Origin of the sequence: Micromonospora sp. WMMB235 (assembly GCF_001855515.1) — a bacterium.
GTDB classification, from domain to species: Bacteria; Actinomycetota; Actinomycetes; order Mycobacteriales; family Micromonosporaceae; genus Micromonospora; species Micromonospora aurantiaca.
In genome coordinates, this window is record NZ_MDRX01000001.1 from 1,175,786 (window position 1) to 1,190,879 (window position 15,094).

Sequence of the window (15,094 nt, forward strand, 5' to 3'; positions counted from 1 at the left end):
ATCCAAACGTCCGGGATCCGTGACGGGTCATGCCGGTCAGACGTGGCGGTGACGAGCACGGTTCCCGGCCGTGCCGTTCGACCACCGGCCGTGCCGCTCAACCGCCCGCCATCGCGCCGAGCACGATGAACGGCTCCTTGCCGGCGACCACCTCCTCCGGCAACGGGTCGTCCGGGGACTCGTTGGAGAGGTCCAGCTCGCAGGCGTAGAAGCGGACGAACGGCCGGCGCTTCCCGCTGTGCCGGTCGCGGATCGTGCCGAGCAGCATCGGGTACGCGGTCTCCAGCGCGTCGAGCACCTCCCGCTGGGTGGGCGGCCCGGCCACCTCGACGCGGACCTCGCCGGTGACGTGCGCCAGGTTCTTCAGGTGCGCCGGCAGCACCACCCGGATCACGGCAGCACCTGGACCTCGATCGAGAGCACGCCCGGCAGGTCCCGCACGATCGGCGCCCACGTGTCGCCGCCGTCGGCCGAGTGGTAGACCTGACCGCCCGTGGTGCCGAAGTAGACGCCGCACGGGTCGAGCGTGTCGACGGCCATCGCGTCGCGCAGCACGTTGACGTAGCAGTGCGACTGCGGCAGCCCTTCGGTCAGCGGTTCCCAGTGCTCACCGCCGGTACGGCTGCGGTAGACGCGCAGTTTGCCCTCCGGCGGGTAGTGCAGCGAGTCGCTGGTGATCGGCACCACGTAGACCGTCTCCGGCTCGTGCGCGTGCACCGCGATCGGGAAGCCGAAGTCCGTCGGCAGGTCGCCGCTGACCTCCCGCCAGTTCGCGCCGGCGTCGTCGGTGCGCATGACGTCCCAGTGCTTCTGCATGAACAGCGTGTCCGGCCGGGACGGATGCTGGGCGAGCCGGTGCACGCAGTGCCCCACCTCGGAGTCGGTGTCCGGGATCTCGCCCGAGCGCAACCCCTTGTTGATCGGCAGCCAGCTCGCGCCGGCGTCGTCGCTGCGGAACGCGCCCGCCGCCGAGATCGCGACGTAGATCCGGTCCCGGTCGGCCGGGTCGAGCAGGATCGTGTGCAGGCACATCCCGCCCGCGCCGGGCTGCCAGGACGGGCCGGTCGGGTGCTGTCGCAGGGCGGTCAGCTCGGACCACTTCTGGCCGCCGTCGGTGGACAGGTAGAGGGCGGCGTCCTCGCCGCCCGCGTACACGGTGTCGGGGTCGTGGCGGGAGGGCTCCAGGTGCCAGATCCGCTTGAACTCCCACGGCCGCGGAGTGCCGTCGTACCAGAGGTGCTGCCCCACGTCGCCGCTGTAGGCGAAGTCGTTGCCGACCGTCGTCCAGGTCCGGCCGCCGTCGTCCGAGCGCTGGATCAGCTGCCCGAACCAGCCGCCGGACTGGGACGCGTACAGCCGGTCCGGTTCGACAGGCGAACCTGTCAGGTGGTAGATCTCCCAGCCGCCGAAGTGCGGCCCGTCGACGGTCCAGTCGTCGCGCTTGCCGTCCGAGGTCAGGATGAACGCGCCCTTGCGCGTGCCGACCAGTACTCGTACGCCGCTCATGTCTCGTCCTCTCGTCCGAGGGGTTCTCCCCGCAATGACCGTGCGGCTCACCGAAACTCATCGCTGTCGTACTCCCCGGCTACGACATTTCCCGGTCGGACGGGCGGCGGCGGCGCCGCCACGCCGGTGCGGCCGGAATGTCGGGGGGTGCGGCTAGCCTGCGCGCATGACCGGCCCCGGAGACGTCCCGCCCGAGCACCTCGACCGCCTGCGGCCGGTCTGCCTCGGCCTGCCGGAGACCTACGAGGAGGCGGCCTGGGTGGGCGTCCGGTGGCGCGTCCGCGGCCGCACGTTCGCCCACGTGCTCACCGTCGACCCGGGCCACCAGGCGGCGTACGCACGGGCCGCGGCGACCGACGAGCCGGTCTGCGTGATGACGTTCCGCTCCCCCGGCGACGAGATCGCCGGGCTGCTCGCGGCCGGGCCGCACTTCTTCAAGCCGGACTGGGCCGCCGACGTGGTCGGCCTGCGGCTGGACGCGGACACGGACTGGACCGAGGTCGCCGAACTGCTCACCGAGAGCTACTGCGTGCTGGCCCCGAAGAAACTGGTCGCGCTCGTCGACCGGCCGGGCTGAGTCAGCCGAGCTTCTTGCGCAGCGTCTCGAACGCCAGGTCCGCCCGCAGCGGCACGCCGAACCGCTCGTCGCCGTACGGGAACGGGCTCAGCTCGCCGGTGCGGACGTAACCGCGCCGCTCGTACCAGCCGATCAGGTCGTCGCGCTGGACGATCACGGTCATCCGCATCTCACCGGCGTGCCACTGCTCGGCCGCGTAGCGCTCGGCCTCGGCCAGCAGATCCCGGCCCACGCCGCCGCCCTGCCGGCCGGGCGCGACAGCGAACATCCCGAAGTAGACGTGGTCGTCGCGGCGCTCCAGCTGGCAGCAGGCCACCAGGTCGCCGTCCTGCTCGGCGACCAGCACCACGCCGTCCGGGCCGGTGACCGCGGCGGTCACCATCGCCGGGTCGGTGCGCTGCCCGGCCAGCAGGTCCGCCTCGTGGGTCCAGCCCTGCCGGCTGCGCTCACCCCGGTACGCCGACTCGATCAGGTCGACGAGGGCTGCCACGTCTTCGGGACGGGCGACCCGGACGGTACGGGGTGCGGGGCTGGTCATGGCGGTTCTCCACGGTCGCGGCGGCGTACCTGGTCAGCGTACGCACGCGGGTGTCCCGGACGGCGGCCGGGACCACCGGGCGGGACGGTTCGTGGTTCACTGCCCGGCATGGAGACGACAGTCGGCACGGCGGGCCTGCCAGCGGTCCTCGACCTGCCGGCCGGGCCGGTACGCGGCGGCCTGGTGGTGCTGCACGGCTCGCACGCCGAGCAGCACTCCTACTTCCTCTACGCCCATCTGGCCCGGCTGCTGCCTCCGGCCGGGATCGCGGTGCTGCGCTACGACCGCCGCCCTCGGATCGACGGGCACGACGTGCCGCTTGCCGACCAGGCCGAGGACGCGTCGGCGGCCGTGGCGGAGCTGCGCCGGCACGTCGGGTCGGCGCCGGTCGGGCTGTGGGGTTTCAGCCAGGGCGCGTGGGCGGCGGCCCTGACCGCCGTCCGGCACCCGGTCGACTTCCTGGTGCTGGTCGGGTGCAGCGCGGTGAGCCCCGCGGTCCAGATGCGCCACGGCACCGCCGAGCAGCTCCGCCGCAACGGCTACGGCCCGGCCGACCTCGCCGAGCTGGCCGAGCTGCGCCGCGTCGCCGAGGGATTCCAGCGCGGCGACGTGCCGCGCGCGGAGGCACAGGCGGCGATCGACTCGGCGGCCCGCCGCCGGTGGTTCCCGCTGGCGTTCCTGCCGAACGAACTGCCCGCGACGCCCGGCACCTGGACCGACATGGACTACGACCCGGCGCCGGTGCTGGCGCGGCTGACGTGCCCGGTGCTGCTCTGCTACGGCGAGACCGACGCGTGGATCCCGATCGAGGACAGCCTCGCGGTGTGGCGGCGGGCGGCGCGCGACGCCGAGCTGACGGTGGCCCGGCTGGCCGGCTGCGACCACGCCCCCACGCTCGGCGAGGGCGAGGATCTGGACAGCGTCAGCCCGCAGTACGAGCGGGTGCTGCTGGACTGGCTCGACCGGCGGCTGCCGCCCGCCGGCTGAGCAGGCGGTCAGTCCCGGTACCGCAGGCCGGCGAGCAGCAGGCCGACCAGCCGGCGCGCGTCGTAGCGGGGATCGCTGTCCGCGCCGATGCAGAGGTTCCCGACGCCGCGCAGCAGCTGGTACGCGTCGACGTCCCGGCGGGTCTCGCCGGCCTCGGCCGCGGCGTCCAGCAGAGCGGCGCAGACCGGTACCAGCCGGTCGACGAAGTAGCCGTGCAGCGCGTCGAACTGCCCGCTGTCCGCGCGCAGCGCCGCGGCGAGCCCGTGCTTGGTGACCAGCAGGTCGACGAACTGGTCGATCCACCGGATCAGCGCGGCGTACGGGGTGGGTGCCTGCGCCAGGCAGACCGGGCCGGCTTCGGCGCACGCCTCAACCTGGTGCCGGTACACCGCGACCACGAGGTCGGCGCGGGTCGGGAAGTGCCGGTAGACCGTACCCACGCCGACGCCTGCGGCGGCGGCGATGTCGCGTACCGGGGCCTCGACGCCGGAGGCGACGAACACCGCGGCGGCGGCGTCGAGCAGCGAGCGCTGGTTGCGCCGCGCGTCGGCCCGGCGTCGGCCCGGCCCGGTGGTGTCGGTCACGTTCGGCGTCCTCTCCTGGACTGCGGTTGTCAAACGGAACAGCGTTCCGTATCGTTACCGGAGCAATGTTCCGCATGGCCATCATGCCAGGCGGGACGAGAGATCACCGAGTCAGGCCGCGCCCGTCGCGGCCACCGGAGGGACACCCCATGCAGTACCGCACCCTGGGCCGCACCGGCGTACAGGTCAGCACGCTCGCGCTGGGCGCCATGAACCTCGGCCCGATCGGGCGCACCACCCAGGACGAGGCCACCGCGCTCGTCGGGGCCGCACTCGACGCCGGGATCAACCTGATCGACACCGCCGACGCCTACGGCAACGGGATCTCCGAGGAGATGGTCGGCCGGGCGATCGCCGGCCGCCGCGACGACGTGGTGCTGGCGACGAAGGCCGCCCTGCCCATGGGCGAGGAGCGCAACCGCCGGGGCGGCTCCCGGCGCTGGCTGGTCACCGCCCTGGAGGACAGCCTGCGCCGGCTCGGCGTCGACCACGTGGACCTCTACCAGATCCACCGCTGGGATCCGGCCACCAGCGACGAGGAGACGCTGTCGGCGCTGACCGACCTGCGGCAGGCCGGCAAGATCCGGTACTTCGGCACCTCCACCTACCCGGCCCACCGCCTGGTCGAGGCGCAGTGGGCGGCCCGCGAGCACCACCTCGGCCGGTACGTCACCGAGCAGCCCAGCTACTCGATCCTGCAACGCGGCATCGAGGCACACGTCCTGCCGGTCACACAGCGCTACGGGCTCGGCGTCCTGGTCTGGAGCCCGCTCGCCTCGGGCTGGCTCTCCGGGGCGATCCGGGCCGGCCGCGAGATCACCACCCACCGGTCCACGTTCATGCCGCAGCGCTTCGACCCCACGGTCCCGGCCAACCAGGCCCGGCTCGACGCGGTGGAAAGGCTGGCCGGTGTCGCCGACGAAGCAGGACTCACGCTGATCCAGCTCGCACTCGGCTTCGTCACTGCGCACCCCGCCGTGACCAGCGCGATCATCGGTCCGCGCACGCCGGAACACCTGCACAGCCAGCTCGCCGCCGCGGGCACCGTCCTGGACGCCGACGTCCTCGACGCGATCGACGCGATCGTCGCCCCCGGCGTCGACCTGGCCCCGGAGGAGAAGCACGACACCCCGCCCGCCCTGCTCGACCCGGCGCTGCGCCGCCGCTGACCGCTACGCTGCCGCGCATGGACGCCGAGCTGCCCACCTTCGAGTTCGCCTTCCCCGGCCCGCTGCGCGACCAGCTCGTCGCCGCGGTGCTCGACGGGGGCAAGACCACCACCACCGGCCTGCTCCAGGACTACGAGATCGACGGTGAGCCGCTACCGGCCGTCGGCACCCGCTCGGCGGTGATCGACTCCGACGGCCGGCCGGTGGCGGTGATCGAGCTGGTCGAGGTCCGCGTCGCCCGCCTCGGCGACGTCGACCTCGACCACGCCCGGGACGAGGGCGAGGGGTTCGAGACGGTCGCCGCCTGGCGCGCCGGCCACGAACGGTTCTGGCACGGCGACGACTACCGCGGCTGGCTCGGCGACCCCGCGTTCACAGTGGACGACGACACCCCGGCCGTGCTGGAACGCTTCCGGCTGGTCGAGACGCTCTGACGGCGGCCGGGCTGGTCACTCCGCGGCGAGCCAGGCGCGCAGCTCGACGCCGTGCTCGTCCAGCTCCGGCGGCGGCAGGTCGTAGCGAGGTGGCGCCCCGGACAGGCCGATCGGATTCCGGATCCCCGGTACCCCGCCGGCCGTCACCACCGGCTCCAGGCCGAGCCCTTGAGCCAGCGCCACCCCCTCGGCCACCGAGTTGATCGGGCTGCACGGCACGCCCGCGGCACGCAGCTCGGCGAACCAGTCCGCGCTGCCGCGCCGGGACAGCGCCGCCACCAGCAGCGGCCGCAGCTCGTCGCGGTGCGCGACCCGGTCGGCGTTGCCGCGGAACCGCGCGTCGCCGGCCAGCTCCGGCACGCCGAGCACCCCGCAGAGGGTACGGAACTGGCCGTCGTTCCCGGCGATCACCACCAGCTCGCCGTCGGCGGTGGGCAGCGGCTCGTACGGCACGATGCTCGGGTGCGCGTTGCCCATCCGGTGCGGCGCCGCCGCACCCGCGACGTACGCGCTGGTGTGGTTGACCAGCCCGGACAACGCCGAGGAGAGCAGGTCCACGGTGACGTGCTGCCCGCGCCCGGTCTCCTCCCGGTGCCGCAGCGCGGCCAGGATCCCGACCGCCGCGTGCAGCCCGGCGATCACGTCGAACACCGCCACCCCGGCCTTGTAGGGCGGGCCGTCCGCGTCCCCGGTGAGGCTCATCAGCCCGGCGGCGGCCTGCACCATGAGGTCGTACCCCGGCAGGTCGGCGCCCCCGGCGTCGCCGAAGCCGCTGATCGAGGCGTACACCAGGTGGGCGTTGCGGGCGGTGACCGTGCCGTGGTCGAGGCCGAAGCGGCGCAGCGCGCCCGGGCGGAAGTTCTGGATCAGCACGTCGGCCCGGTCGGCCAACCGGTGGGCCAGCGTCAGGTCGCCGGGATCGGCCAGGTCGAGCACCAGCGAGCGCTTGTTGCGGTTGACCGCCAGGTAGTAGGTGGAGACGTCGTCGCGCACCGGGGGCCGCCAGCCACGGGTGTCGTCACCGCCGGGCGCCTCCACCTTGACCACGTCGGCGCCGAGGTCGGCCAGGAGCATGGTCGCGTACGGCCCGGCGAGGATCCGGGAGAAGTCGGCGACCAGCACCCCGCGCAACGGACCCGACATGCCACCCTCCCTCGCCGCCGACCACGATGACACATACCCGACGGCACGCCCGGCAGGGGTGGCCGAGGACGCGCTGCTGGCCCACCCGGGTGTCCGGGAGGCCGCGGTGGTCGGCACGCCCCACCCCGACCTGGACCAGCAGGTGACCGCGTACGTGGTGGGCGACGGAGTGGCCGAGACGGAGCTGATCGACTTCGTGGCGCGGCACCTGTCCGCGCACAAACGCCCCCGGCAGGTACGGCTGGTCGGCGCGCTGCCCCGCAACGCGATGGGCAAGGTGCAGAAGTCCCGCCTGACCGAGGCGTGACCGGCCGCCTCAGCGGGCCGCGGCCGCCCGGCGGACGAGCCGGCGGGCCTCGTCCGGCGGCACGCCCGTGGCGCGCAGCAGGTCGTTGGCGACGGTCCGCAACTGCGAGACCACGATGGTGCCGGAGAAGCCGATGTCCTGCCGGCACGCCTCGCCCGCGTCGCGCACCGCGCGCAGCACCCGCTCCCGGGCGGCGACCGGCTCCTCGGCGGCCAGGAACTCCCGGTGCAGCAGCCGGATCGCCTCGCTGAAGTGCTCGAGCGCGGCTGGTAGCTGCGGCGGCACCGGCTCCCGGTCCCGCAACGTGGTGCCGATCCGGCGGACCATGCCGCGGCTGTTGCGGAACGCCCGGTCCAGGTGCTCGGCGCCGTGCCGGTACGCGGCCAGGGCCCGCCGTCGCCGCCAGCGCACCGGGGAGAACCGCACCACCTCGTCGGCGGCGGTGACCATCTCGTCGATCTGGTCCAGCTCCGCCTCGGCGGCGCGCATCCGGGCCAGCACCTCGTCGGCCGCGCGCACGTCGGCCCGCGCCAGCGCCTCCGCCGACGCGGTCATCTGGCACGCGAACCTGTCGAGCGCCGGGTCGGCGACGCGGCGGACCGCGCGCAGCGGGTTCAACGGCGCGATCACCAGCACCACGAGCAGGCCGACCACACCGCCGACGAGCGCGTTGACGGTCCGGGGCAGCTCCAGGTCGGGCGACACCGGGGTCAGCGTGGCGACCAGGACCGCCGTACCGCCGGCCTGGGTGACGAGCGCGCCGGTGCCGCGGACGAGCACCGCCGCGGTGACCGCCAGGAACACGATCACGCCGGTCTGCCACGGCCCGGTGCCCAGGAGACTCACCAGCAGGTCACCGACGACGATGCCGAGCACGACACCGGCCACCAGCTCCACGGTCCGCCGGGTGCGGTTGCCGAGCGAGGCGGCGATGACGCTCACCGCCGCGGCCGGCGCGAACGTCGGGTCCGGGTTACCGAGCACCTCCCGGGCGACCGTCCAGGCCAGCGCCGCGGCCAGGCCGGCCTGGACCGCCACGAGGAAGTACGTCCGCAGCCTCCGGTGGCCGGTCAGGCCCGCATCACGCACCCGGTCGACGGCAGCCCGCATATACCGGGGTACCCGCGGCCGACCGCTCGAATCTCATCCGGGGTACGCCATCGTGCCGGTCAGCGCCACCACACCGGGCAGCCGGGTGTCCTGGCGCAGGAACTGCACCACCACCGGCACCGGGGAGCGCAGCACGCAGCCGTACGGGCGGTCCAGCCGCACGGCCTCCGGATCGATCAGGTCGTTGACCCGTACGTGCCGGATGCGGCGGGCGCCGACCAGCAGCCGGTACGGCCCCACCGGCTCGGTGTCCTGGTAGTAGAAGTCCAGTTCCACAGCGGCGTCCCGGTCACCGGCGTTCAGGACGCAGAGCTGGTCGAAGGCGGTGAACGCCGGTTCCGGGCCGTGCGCGGGGAACGGCACGTGCCCGCCGGGCACCACCCAGACCCGGGCGCCGACGGGCGCGCTCACTGCTCCTCCAGCAGCCGGGCCATGTCCGGCGTGAGGAACACCCCGTCCGGGTCGAGCCGGCGGCGCACCGCCTGGAAGTCGTCCCAGTGGGGAAAGAGGGGACGCAGTTCCCGCGCGCCGAGCCAGTGCTTCTTGCCCCAGTGCGGGCGCCCGCCGTAGTGCCGGAACACCGCCTCCACGTCCCGGAAGTACTCCTCGTACGGCAGTGAGGTGTTCTGCAGGCAGGCGATCGTGGTGGTGGGCCGGCCGTAGGCGTTGCTGAGCCAGATGTCGTCCGCGGCGATGGTGCGCACCAGCACCCGCCAGGCGGCCACCCGGCGGTGCCGGTCGCGCACCCGGCGGCGTACCTCGGCGAAGCACGCCGGGAACGCCTCCGACGGCAGCATGTACTCGATCTCCTCGAAGCGCAGCTCCCGGTCCCGGGGAATGGTGCGGTGGGTCGGCCCGACCTGGCTCTGCCGGGGCTCGCCGTCCGGCAACCGGACGTCCGCCCGGTCCGGCGCGGCGTCCGTGTCGGTGCGGTTGATCACCCGGATCTGCGTCCGGTCACTGCGCGGGTACCAGTAGAAGTCCATGTTGCGGTTGGTGTGCTGGAGTTCGGCGAGGTGGTCCAGGGTCCAGTCGAGGTGCGTGCACCAGGAGCGGCGGTGCAGCTGATAGGTCGGCTGCACGTCGAGCGTGATCCGGGTGACCACGCCCAGCACGCCGAGGGAGAGACGGACGGCGGGCAGCAGGTCCGGGTTGCGGCGCGCGTCCACGTCCAGCACGTCGCCGGTGCCGGTGACCAGGCGTACGCCGGTGACCTGGGTGCTCAGGTTCCCGAATCCGATGCCGGTGCCGTGGGTGCCGGTGGCGGTCGCCCCGGCGATCGACTGGTAGTCGACGTCACCCAGGTTGTCCATGGCCAGCCCGGCGTCGTAGAGCCCCTCGCCGAGCGCCCTGAGCTTGGTGCCGGCCCACGCGGTCGCGAGCCGCCCGTCGTCGGAGATCACGCCGGACAGCCGGTCCAGGCCGAGCAGGATCCCGTCGGTACGCACCAGCGGGCTGGACGAGTGCCCCGAACCGACCGGACGGATGGTGGCGCCGGTGGCCCGGGCACGGCGCACCAGGTCGCACACCTCGGCCTCGTCGGCCGGCTCGGCCCGGTCCGCCGGCGTGAAGCGGAGACTGCCGGACCAGTTCACGAACTCGCGTGTCACAGCGGCCCCTCCCCGGCCGGCTTACCCGTGCCCGCCCGGGGTAGTCGCCGCCGCGACATGACCGCCGCCGCCGGGCGGCCCGGCGTGACCCGCACCCCGCCGGGAACCAGCGCGGCGCTCCCGACGACTATCCCTACATGGTGTGTGAGCAGTGGCGGGAGATCCTGTCGGCACAGCTGGACGGTGAGGCGTCCGAGTCGGAGATCGAGGCGGCCGAGGCGCACCTGACCGGCTGCGCCGGCTGCCGCGGCTGGTTCGACTCGGCCGCGTCGGTGACCCGGCGGGCCCGTACGCAGCTCGCCCCACGGGTGCCCGACCTGGTCGACGCGGTCCTGGCCGCCGCTCCCCCGCCCCGGCCCAGCCGCCGCCACCGGATCACGCTCGGGCTGCGCGGGGCGCTCGGGCTGCTCGGCGCGGTGCAGCTCGTACTCGGCCTGGCCCAGATCGGCCGGGAGGCGGTCGTCACCCACGCACACACCTCCGGCCAGCACCTGTGGCACGAGTCTGCGGCGTGGAACGTCGCAGTCGGCGCCGGGTTCCTCTACGTGGCCGCGCGCCGGTCCGCCCCGTCCGGCCTGCTGCCGATGCTCAGCGCGTTCGTCGCCACGCTCGTGCTGCTGTCGGTGAACGACCTGATCACCGGGCAGGTGGCGATGACCCGGCTGGTCAGCCACGGTTTCCTGCTGGTCGGCTGGGCCGTGATGCTGGTGCTGTCCCGCCTCGGCCGGCGCCCCGGCGACACCCCGCCCGGTCAGCGCCGGCCGGACGGATCCCGGTGGGCGCTGCCGACCGAGGAACCGGCCGCGCCGGCGCTGCGGCTGGTGCCGCCCGGCCCGTACCCCGCACAGGCCCGCGACCGGCGCGCCGCCTGACGGCCCGCGGCGCGGGTCTCCGGCTCGCGGCGTCCCTGCGGCCCTCGGTCGCGGTCGGGCCCCGGCCGGTCGCGGTCCCCCGCAGGCCTCGGCGGTCGTGGTCTCGGCGGTCGTGGTGTCAGCGCGCCCGGCGGTCGCGGGCGTCGCCGGACCATGCGGCGACCAGGTCCTCCCGGGCGCGGGCCACGCGGGAGCGGATGGTGCCCACCGGGCATCCGCACACCTCGGCCGCCTCGGCGTAGGACAGGCCGAGCACCTGGGTGGCCACGAACGCCTCCCGCCGGTCCGGCGCCAGCGTGGCGATGAGACCGCGCAGCACCACCCCGTCCTCCCCGCCGCCGGTCACCGCGCCGGCCGCCTCCGCGGCGACCTGCCAGTCCGGCAGCGCCGCGACCCGGGGCCGGGCGGTCGCCGCCCGCACGTGGTCCACCGCGACCCGGCGGGCGATCGTGAGTATCCAGGTACGCGCCGACGACCGGCCCGCGAAGCCGGGCAGGCTGCGCAGCGCGCGCAGGAAGGTCTCCTGGGCCAGGTCGTCGGCCTCGGCGGGCCCGGCCAGGTGGGCGAGGAAACGCCACACCGGCGCCTGGAGGGCCCTGACGAACGCGGCAGCGGCCAGCTGGTCACCCCGGGCGGCGCGTCGTGCCCACCCGGTCACCTGCTCGTCGTCGTCCGGGCTCATCCGCGGCCGGCCCGCCGGTCCGGCATGCTCATGCCGGACGGTACGGATGCGCGCCCCGCTCGGTTCATCAGTGGCGTCCCTCCTGCCGGCGCCGGAGTCCGGTCGCCCCCGGTTGGTCGGCCGGCGGGTCAGGAAAGTTCCCTCGCTGTCAGTCGTCCACGGAGACGGCGACCGGCCCGACCCGCAGGACGCCGTCGGTGAGCGGCGAGCACCGGACGCCGCCGCGGCGGCGCATCGCCTTCCACGTGCCGGGGGCGACCACCACGTCGAGCCAGGCGCAGGGCGGGGCGGCCCGGTGCACCCGCAGCCGGACCGGGCCGTCGCCGGAGTCGAGCGTGAGCACGCGCCCGACCAGATCGTCCACCGGGATGCCCTCGGTGAGCACGTTGCGCCGCAGCTGGGTGAGGTCCGCGCCGGGCGGCAGCGACTCCCGCGCGATCAGCGTGACGCTCGCCTGACGGTGCGCGGGACGGCCGAAGTAGCGGTCACCGACGATGCCGAGCCCGGCGCGTAGCTCCACCCGGTCCACCAGCTCGCCCGGTGGCGCGGGGGCGGGTCCGTCCGCCGGGCGGCCCACGTACCGGTGCACGGGTGAGGCCAGCAACTGGACGATCCGCGGCATGCGCGAAGTCTAATCGGGGGCATACCACCGCCAAATCGGACGATAGCCGCGCTCACGTATCCGCGCCCTCCGCAGGGCGTTGTACCAGGTGTGACGGCGAGGCGACCCGACGCGATCGGGGCTCATCCGCAGCGGCGACTGGCCTGGGCGCGGCGCGAGAACGAGCGCCGGCGCCAGGCGTACGAGACGGCGGCCCGGACCTGGCGCCGCCGCGCCGACCACCTCGACCGGCTGTCGATGGAGGCGGCGGGCTTCCACGGCTGCCCACTGCCCGGCACCGCGCTGCCGGTGCCGCTGGACGACGGCGAGGTCGTCTACCGCATCCTGCCCACAGTCGACCTGGTCGAGGCGACGGCCCGGCACCTGCCCGGGCTGCCGGTGCCGGGCCACACGCTCGCCGGTTGTCTCGACCCGTCCCACGGCCCGCTGCCGGCGGGACTGCGCGTGGTGGACAGCGGCACCGCCGTGGTGACCGACCGGCGGGTGGCCTTCGCCGGGCAGAACGCCCGGCGGGACTGGCCGCTGCGGGACGTGCGCGGCCTCGGGCACCACCCGGACCGTCCGGTCACCCTGCTGCACGACGCCGACGGCGGCGCCCCGGCGGGCCTGCGCGTACCGGCCCCGGGCGCGGCGAACGCCAGGTTCTACCTCACCCTCGCCCACGCCGGTGCCACCGGCACACGGCAGGCGGTCGTCGAGGACGTCGAGGCGCTGCGGTCCGCCCACCGGGCTGCCCGGCCCCGGCCTCCCCGGCCGCTCGGCCCGTGGGACGCCCCGGCCGACCGGGCACTCCCCCAGCGGCTGGCTGCGGCGGGCGTCGCGGCGGCGGCCGTGCTGCTGGGCGTCACCTCCGCCGGCACCTGGACGGCGACAGCCGGGCAGACCGATCCGGCGCACGGACAGGCGACCGCGCCCGCCACCACGGCCGCACCGCCCGCGCCTGGGATGCCGCCCGTGGCGACTCCGGTCGACCCGTCGTCGCCGGTGGTCCGGCCGACCCGGCCCGCGCCGCCACCGAAGCGCCTCCCGAACGCGACCGCAGCGTCCGGGGCGCGGGTCCTCACCACCGCACCGCCCGTCGCCGGGTCGCCGCCGGCACGGGTCGGCGACCGCCCGTCGACTCCCGTCGAGCCGCCCAGCCCTCCCGCCGACCAGGTGACTCCGGCGCCGACCGCGAGCCCGACGAGCGACCCGGATCCGACCGGAGAGCCCGGTCCCACCGGCGACCCGAGCCCGACCGCCTCATCCGAGGCGGCCCTGCTGGACCTGGTGGGCCAGGTGGGCCGGCGGCTCGGCCTGGCCGTAAGGCTCGGCGCGACAGCCCAGGTGGACGCGGCCCTCTCCTGACCCGCGGAGTCGAGTGCCAGCCGGGGATGAAGGTGCCGCCGTCCTCGGCGTACCGGTCGAGGGCGGCGAGCGAGGTGGCCGCGCCCGGGCTGCTGATCGGCGTGCCCGGGCGGTTGCCGCGGCGACTGCTTGATCGACACCCGTGGTGGCCGCTTGATCGACACCCGTGGTGGCCGCTTGATCGACACCATTACGCCGAGGTGGCGGCATCCGGCCGGCTCGGACCCCGCCACCTCGGCGAGCTGGCGTGGATCAAGCTGGGTGTCCCAGGCGGGGAAGATCGGTCAGCGCCGTGGCCCACCGGCGCAGCCCTTCCCGCAGCCACGCCGCATCCCCTCGCCGCCCGATCCCATCCCCTCGAGCCCCGCGCCCCGCGCCCCGCGCCCCGCGCCCCGCGCCCCGCGCCCGTCGATCTTGCACTTAGTGCTCTCGGGATAGGCGATTCATCCCGCTTTCGGAGGTCGGTAAGTGCAAGATCGCGGAGGCGAAGGCGGGGGCGAGGGGCGGGGCGGGGCGGGGCGGAGTGGGTCAGGGGGCCTGGGGAGTGAGGAGGTAGTCGCCATCGTCCGGGCTCCAGCGCAACTCCACCGCGCCGCCCGTCGCGGCGGCCTTGCAGAACTGGAGGAAGCTGCGGTAGCCGAGCTTCTTCTCGCTGAAGTCGGGCCGGGCGCGCCGGAGCTGGTCCTTCAGCCCGGACAGCGCCACCGCTCCGCCGTCCGCGGCGAGGTCCACCACCACGGAGCGGAGCAGCCCGAACGCGACCTCCCGGTCGCCCTGCTCGGGAAGTGACACCTCCGGGTCGCCCTTGGCGGGCCCGGCGGCCAGCTCCACCACGTTGTGCGCCGCGAGGTGGCGCAGCAGTTCCCCGAAGGTACGGAAGCCGTAGTCGGACTCGCTGAACGTGGGATCCTTGCGGAGCAGGGCGCGCTTGAGCGCGGAGGCGGTCACGTCGCCGCTGGAGCTGCCCTGCATGCCGGCCACTGTCTGCACGAGCTGCACGGCGAGCGTGTCGACGTCCCGCGCCGACTCCTCCTCGGCCGCGGTCTCCACCACGGGCTCGGGCGCCGGCTCCGCCGATGAGGGCCGGGCCGGGCGCGAGCGGCGGGCGGCCGGTGGCGGTACGTCCACGCCTTCGAGGCGGTCGTAGTAGAGGAACTCGTCGCAGGCCGGCGGCAGCAGCGCGGAGGTGGACTTCTCCACCCCGACGCCGATCACCCGCTTGTTGAGTTCGCGCAGCTTGTGCACGAGCGGGGTGAAGTCGCTGTCCCCGGTGCAGATGACAAAGGTGGAGATGTAGCCGCGCTCGAACGCCAGCTCGACCGCGTCCACCGCCATCTTGATGTCGGCCGCGTTCTTGCGCGAGGCGCCCATCCGCTGCGGGATCTCGATCAGCTCGACGTGTGAGCGGGTGAGCATGCGCCGGTCCTCGTCGAAGTACGACCAGTCCGCGTACGCGCGGCGTACCACCACGCGTCCCCGCTCGGCGAGCGCGTCGGCGATCGGCCGGAAGTCGAACGGACGGCCGCCGTGATGGTCCCGTACGCCCAGGGCGAGGTTCTCGTAGTCGAGGAACAGCGCGATGCGATCTTCGTGATCCACGGTGGCA

At 74.6% G+C, this 15,094-nt stretch carries 17 protein-coding genes and 1 pseudogene; 7 read left to right on the plus strand and 11 right to left on the minus strand.

What is annotated here, in order from left to right; genetic code table 11:
- Positions 1 to 97: 97 nt before the first annotated feature.
- Complete coding sequence (locus BFV98_RS05075; RefSeq protein ID WP_013286186.1) at positions 98 to 394, minus strand: MoaD/ThiS family protein; 297 nt, start codon at positions 392 to 394, stop codon at positions 98 to 100.
- Complete coding sequence (locus BFV98_RS05080) at positions 391 to 1,506, minus strand: sialidase family protein (protein WP_071095151.1); 1,116 nt, start codon at positions 1,504 to 1,506, stop codon at positions 391 to 393. The genes BFV98_RS05075 and BFV98_RS05080 overlap by 4 nt, the downstream gene beginning before the upstream one ends.
- A gap of 166 nt (positions 1,507 to 1,672) precedes the next feature.
- Here BFV98_RS05080 and BFV98_RS05085 point away from each other — a divergent pair, with 166 nt between their 5' ends.
- A complete protein-coding gene (locus BFV98_RS05085) occupies positions 1,673 to 2,083 on the plus strand; it encodes an MmcQ/YjbR family DNA-binding protein (protein ID WP_030272444.1) in 411 nt (136 codons plus the stop codon).
- Position 2,084: 1 nt separating this feature from the next.
- On the opposite strand, the gene BFV98_RS05090 is transcribed toward BFV98_RS05085, so the two are convergent.
- A complete protein-coding gene (locus tag BFV98_RS05090; RefSeq protein WP_013286183.1) occupies positions 2,085 to 2,621 on the minus strand; it encodes a GNAT family N-acetyltransferase in 537 nt (178 codons plus the stop codon).
- 108 nt (positions 2,622 to 2,729) lie between these two features.
- Here BFV98_RS05090 and BFV98_RS05095 point away from each other — a divergent pair, with 108 nt between their 5' ends.
- Complete coding sequence (locus BFV98_RS05095; protein ID WP_071095153.1) at positions 2,730 to 3,608, plus strand: S9 family peptidase; 879 nt, start codon at positions 2,730 to 2,732, stop codon at positions 3,606 to 3,608.
- An 8-nt stretch (positions 3,609 to 3,616) separates the two neighbouring features.
- On the opposite strand, the gene BFV98_RS05100 is transcribed toward BFV98_RS05095, so the two are convergent.
- A complete protein-coding gene (locus tag BFV98_RS05100) occupies positions 3,617 to 4,192 on the minus strand; it encodes a TetR/AcrR family transcriptional regulator (protein WP_071095155.1) in 576 nt (191 codons plus the stop codon).
- A gap of 149 nt (positions 4,193 to 4,341) precedes the next feature.
- On the opposite strand from BFV98_RS05100, the gene BFV98_RS05105 reads away from it, so the two are divergent.
- Both BFV98_RS05105 and BFV98_RS05110 read left to right on the plus strand, forming a co-directional pair.
- Positions 4,342 to 5,361: an aldo/keto reductase gene (locus BFV98_RS05105; RefSeq protein ID WP_013476905.1), complete on the plus strand. Its 1,020-nt coding sequence runs from the start codon at positions 4,342 to 4,344 to the stop codon at positions 5,359 to 5,361.
- Between the two features lie 17 nt (positions 5,362 to 5,378).
- Positions 5,379 to 5,795, plus strand: coding sequence for an ASCH domain-containing protein (locus BFV98_RS05110; protein WP_013476906.1), 417 nt, complete (start codon positions 5,379 to 5,381; stop codon positions 5,793 to 5,795).
- 15 nt (positions 5,796 to 5,810) lie between these two features.
- Here BFV98_RS05110 and BFV98_RS05115 read toward each other — a convergent pair whose 3' ends face one another.
- Positions 5,811 to 6,938: a CaiB/BaiF CoA-transferase family protein gene (locus tag BFV98_RS05115; protein WP_071095157.1), complete on the minus strand. Its 1,128-nt coding sequence runs from the start codon at positions 6,936 to 6,938 to the stop codon at positions 5,811 to 5,813.
- A gap of 52 nt (positions 6,939 to 6,990) precedes the next feature.
- Here BFV98_RS05115 and BFV98_RS31815 point away from each other — a divergent pair.
- Positions 6,991 to 7,245 (plus strand): annotated as a pseudogene (locus BFV98_RS31815) (acyl-CoA synthetase); the annotation flags it as partial.
- A gap of 9 nt (positions 7,246 to 7,254) precedes the next feature.
- Here the strand turns inward: BFV98_RS31815 and BFV98_RS05125 are convergent.
- From BFV98_RS05125 to BFV98_RS05135, 3 genes are read right to left on the minus strand one after another with little or no spacing between them, the layout of a single operon-like run.
- Positions 7,255 to 8,334, minus strand: coding sequence for an aromatic acid exporter family protein (locus BFV98_RS05125; RefSeq protein WP_255368005.1), 1,080 nt, complete (start codon positions 8,332 to 8,334; stop codon positions 7,255 to 7,257).
- Between the two features lie 54 nt (positions 8,335 to 8,388).
- The gene (locus BFV98_RS05130) at positions 8,389 to 8,766 is read right to left on the minus strand and encodes a sensory rhodopsin transducer (protein WP_013286176.1); all 378 of its coding nucleotides are present in this window, start codon (positions 8,764 to 8,766) and stop codon (positions 8,389 to 8,391) included.
- Positions 8,763 to 9,965 carry a D-arabinono-1,4-lactone oxidase gene (locus tag BFV98_RS05135; RefSeq protein ID WP_071095162.1) on the minus strand — a complete coding sequence of 401 codons (1,203 nt, stop codon included), beginning with the start codon at positions 9,963 to 9,965 and terminating at the stop codon, positions 8,763 to 8,765. The genes BFV98_RS05130 and BFV98_RS05135 overlap by 4 nt, the downstream gene beginning before the upstream one ends.
- 137 nt (positions 9,966 to 10,102) lie before the next feature.
- On the opposite strand from BFV98_RS05135, the gene BFV98_RS05140 reads away from it, so the two are divergent.
- Entirely contained in the window at positions 10,103 to 10,837 is a 735-nt protein-coding gene (locus BFV98_RS05140) for a zf-HC2 domain-containing protein (protein WP_013286174.1), read from the plus strand.
- Between the two features lie 118 nt (positions 10,838 to 10,955).
- Here BFV98_RS05140 and BFV98_RS05145 read toward each other — a convergent pair whose 3' ends face one another.
- Both BFV98_RS05145 and BFV98_RS05150 read right to left on the minus strand, forming a co-directional pair.
- Positions 10,956 to 11,519, minus strand: coding sequence for a sigma-70 family RNA polymerase sigma factor (locus BFV98_RS05145; RefSeq protein ID WP_071095164.1), 564 nt, complete (start codon positions 11,517 to 11,519; stop codon positions 10,956 to 10,958).
- Positions 11,520 to 11,667: 148 nt separating this feature from the next.
- Positions 11,668 to 12,141 (minus strand): molybdenum cofactor biosysynthesis protein, encoded by a 474-nt coding sequence (locus BFV98_RS05150; RefSeq protein WP_071095166.1) that lies wholly within the window; start codon positions 12,139 to 12,141, stop codon positions 11,668 to 11,670.
- A 90-nt stretch (positions 12,142 to 12,231) separates the two neighbouring features.
- Here BFV98_RS05150 and BFV98_RS05155 point away from each other — a divergent pair, with 90 nt between their 5' ends.
- Complete coding sequence (locus BFV98_RS05155; RefSeq protein ID WP_255368006.1) at positions 12,232 to 13,488, plus strand: hypothetical protein; 1,257 nt, start codon at positions 12,232 to 12,234, stop codon at positions 13,486 to 13,488.
- 528 nt (positions 13,489 to 14,016) lie between these two features.
- Here BFV98_RS05155 and BFV98_RS05160 read toward each other — a convergent pair.
- Positions 14,017 to 15,087, minus strand: coding sequence for a PIN domain-containing protein (locus tag BFV98_RS05160; protein ID WP_071095168.1), 1,071 nt, complete (start codon positions 15,085 to 15,087; stop codon positions 14,017 to 14,019).
- Between the last annotated feature and the right edge of the window lie 7 nt (positions 15,088 to 15,094).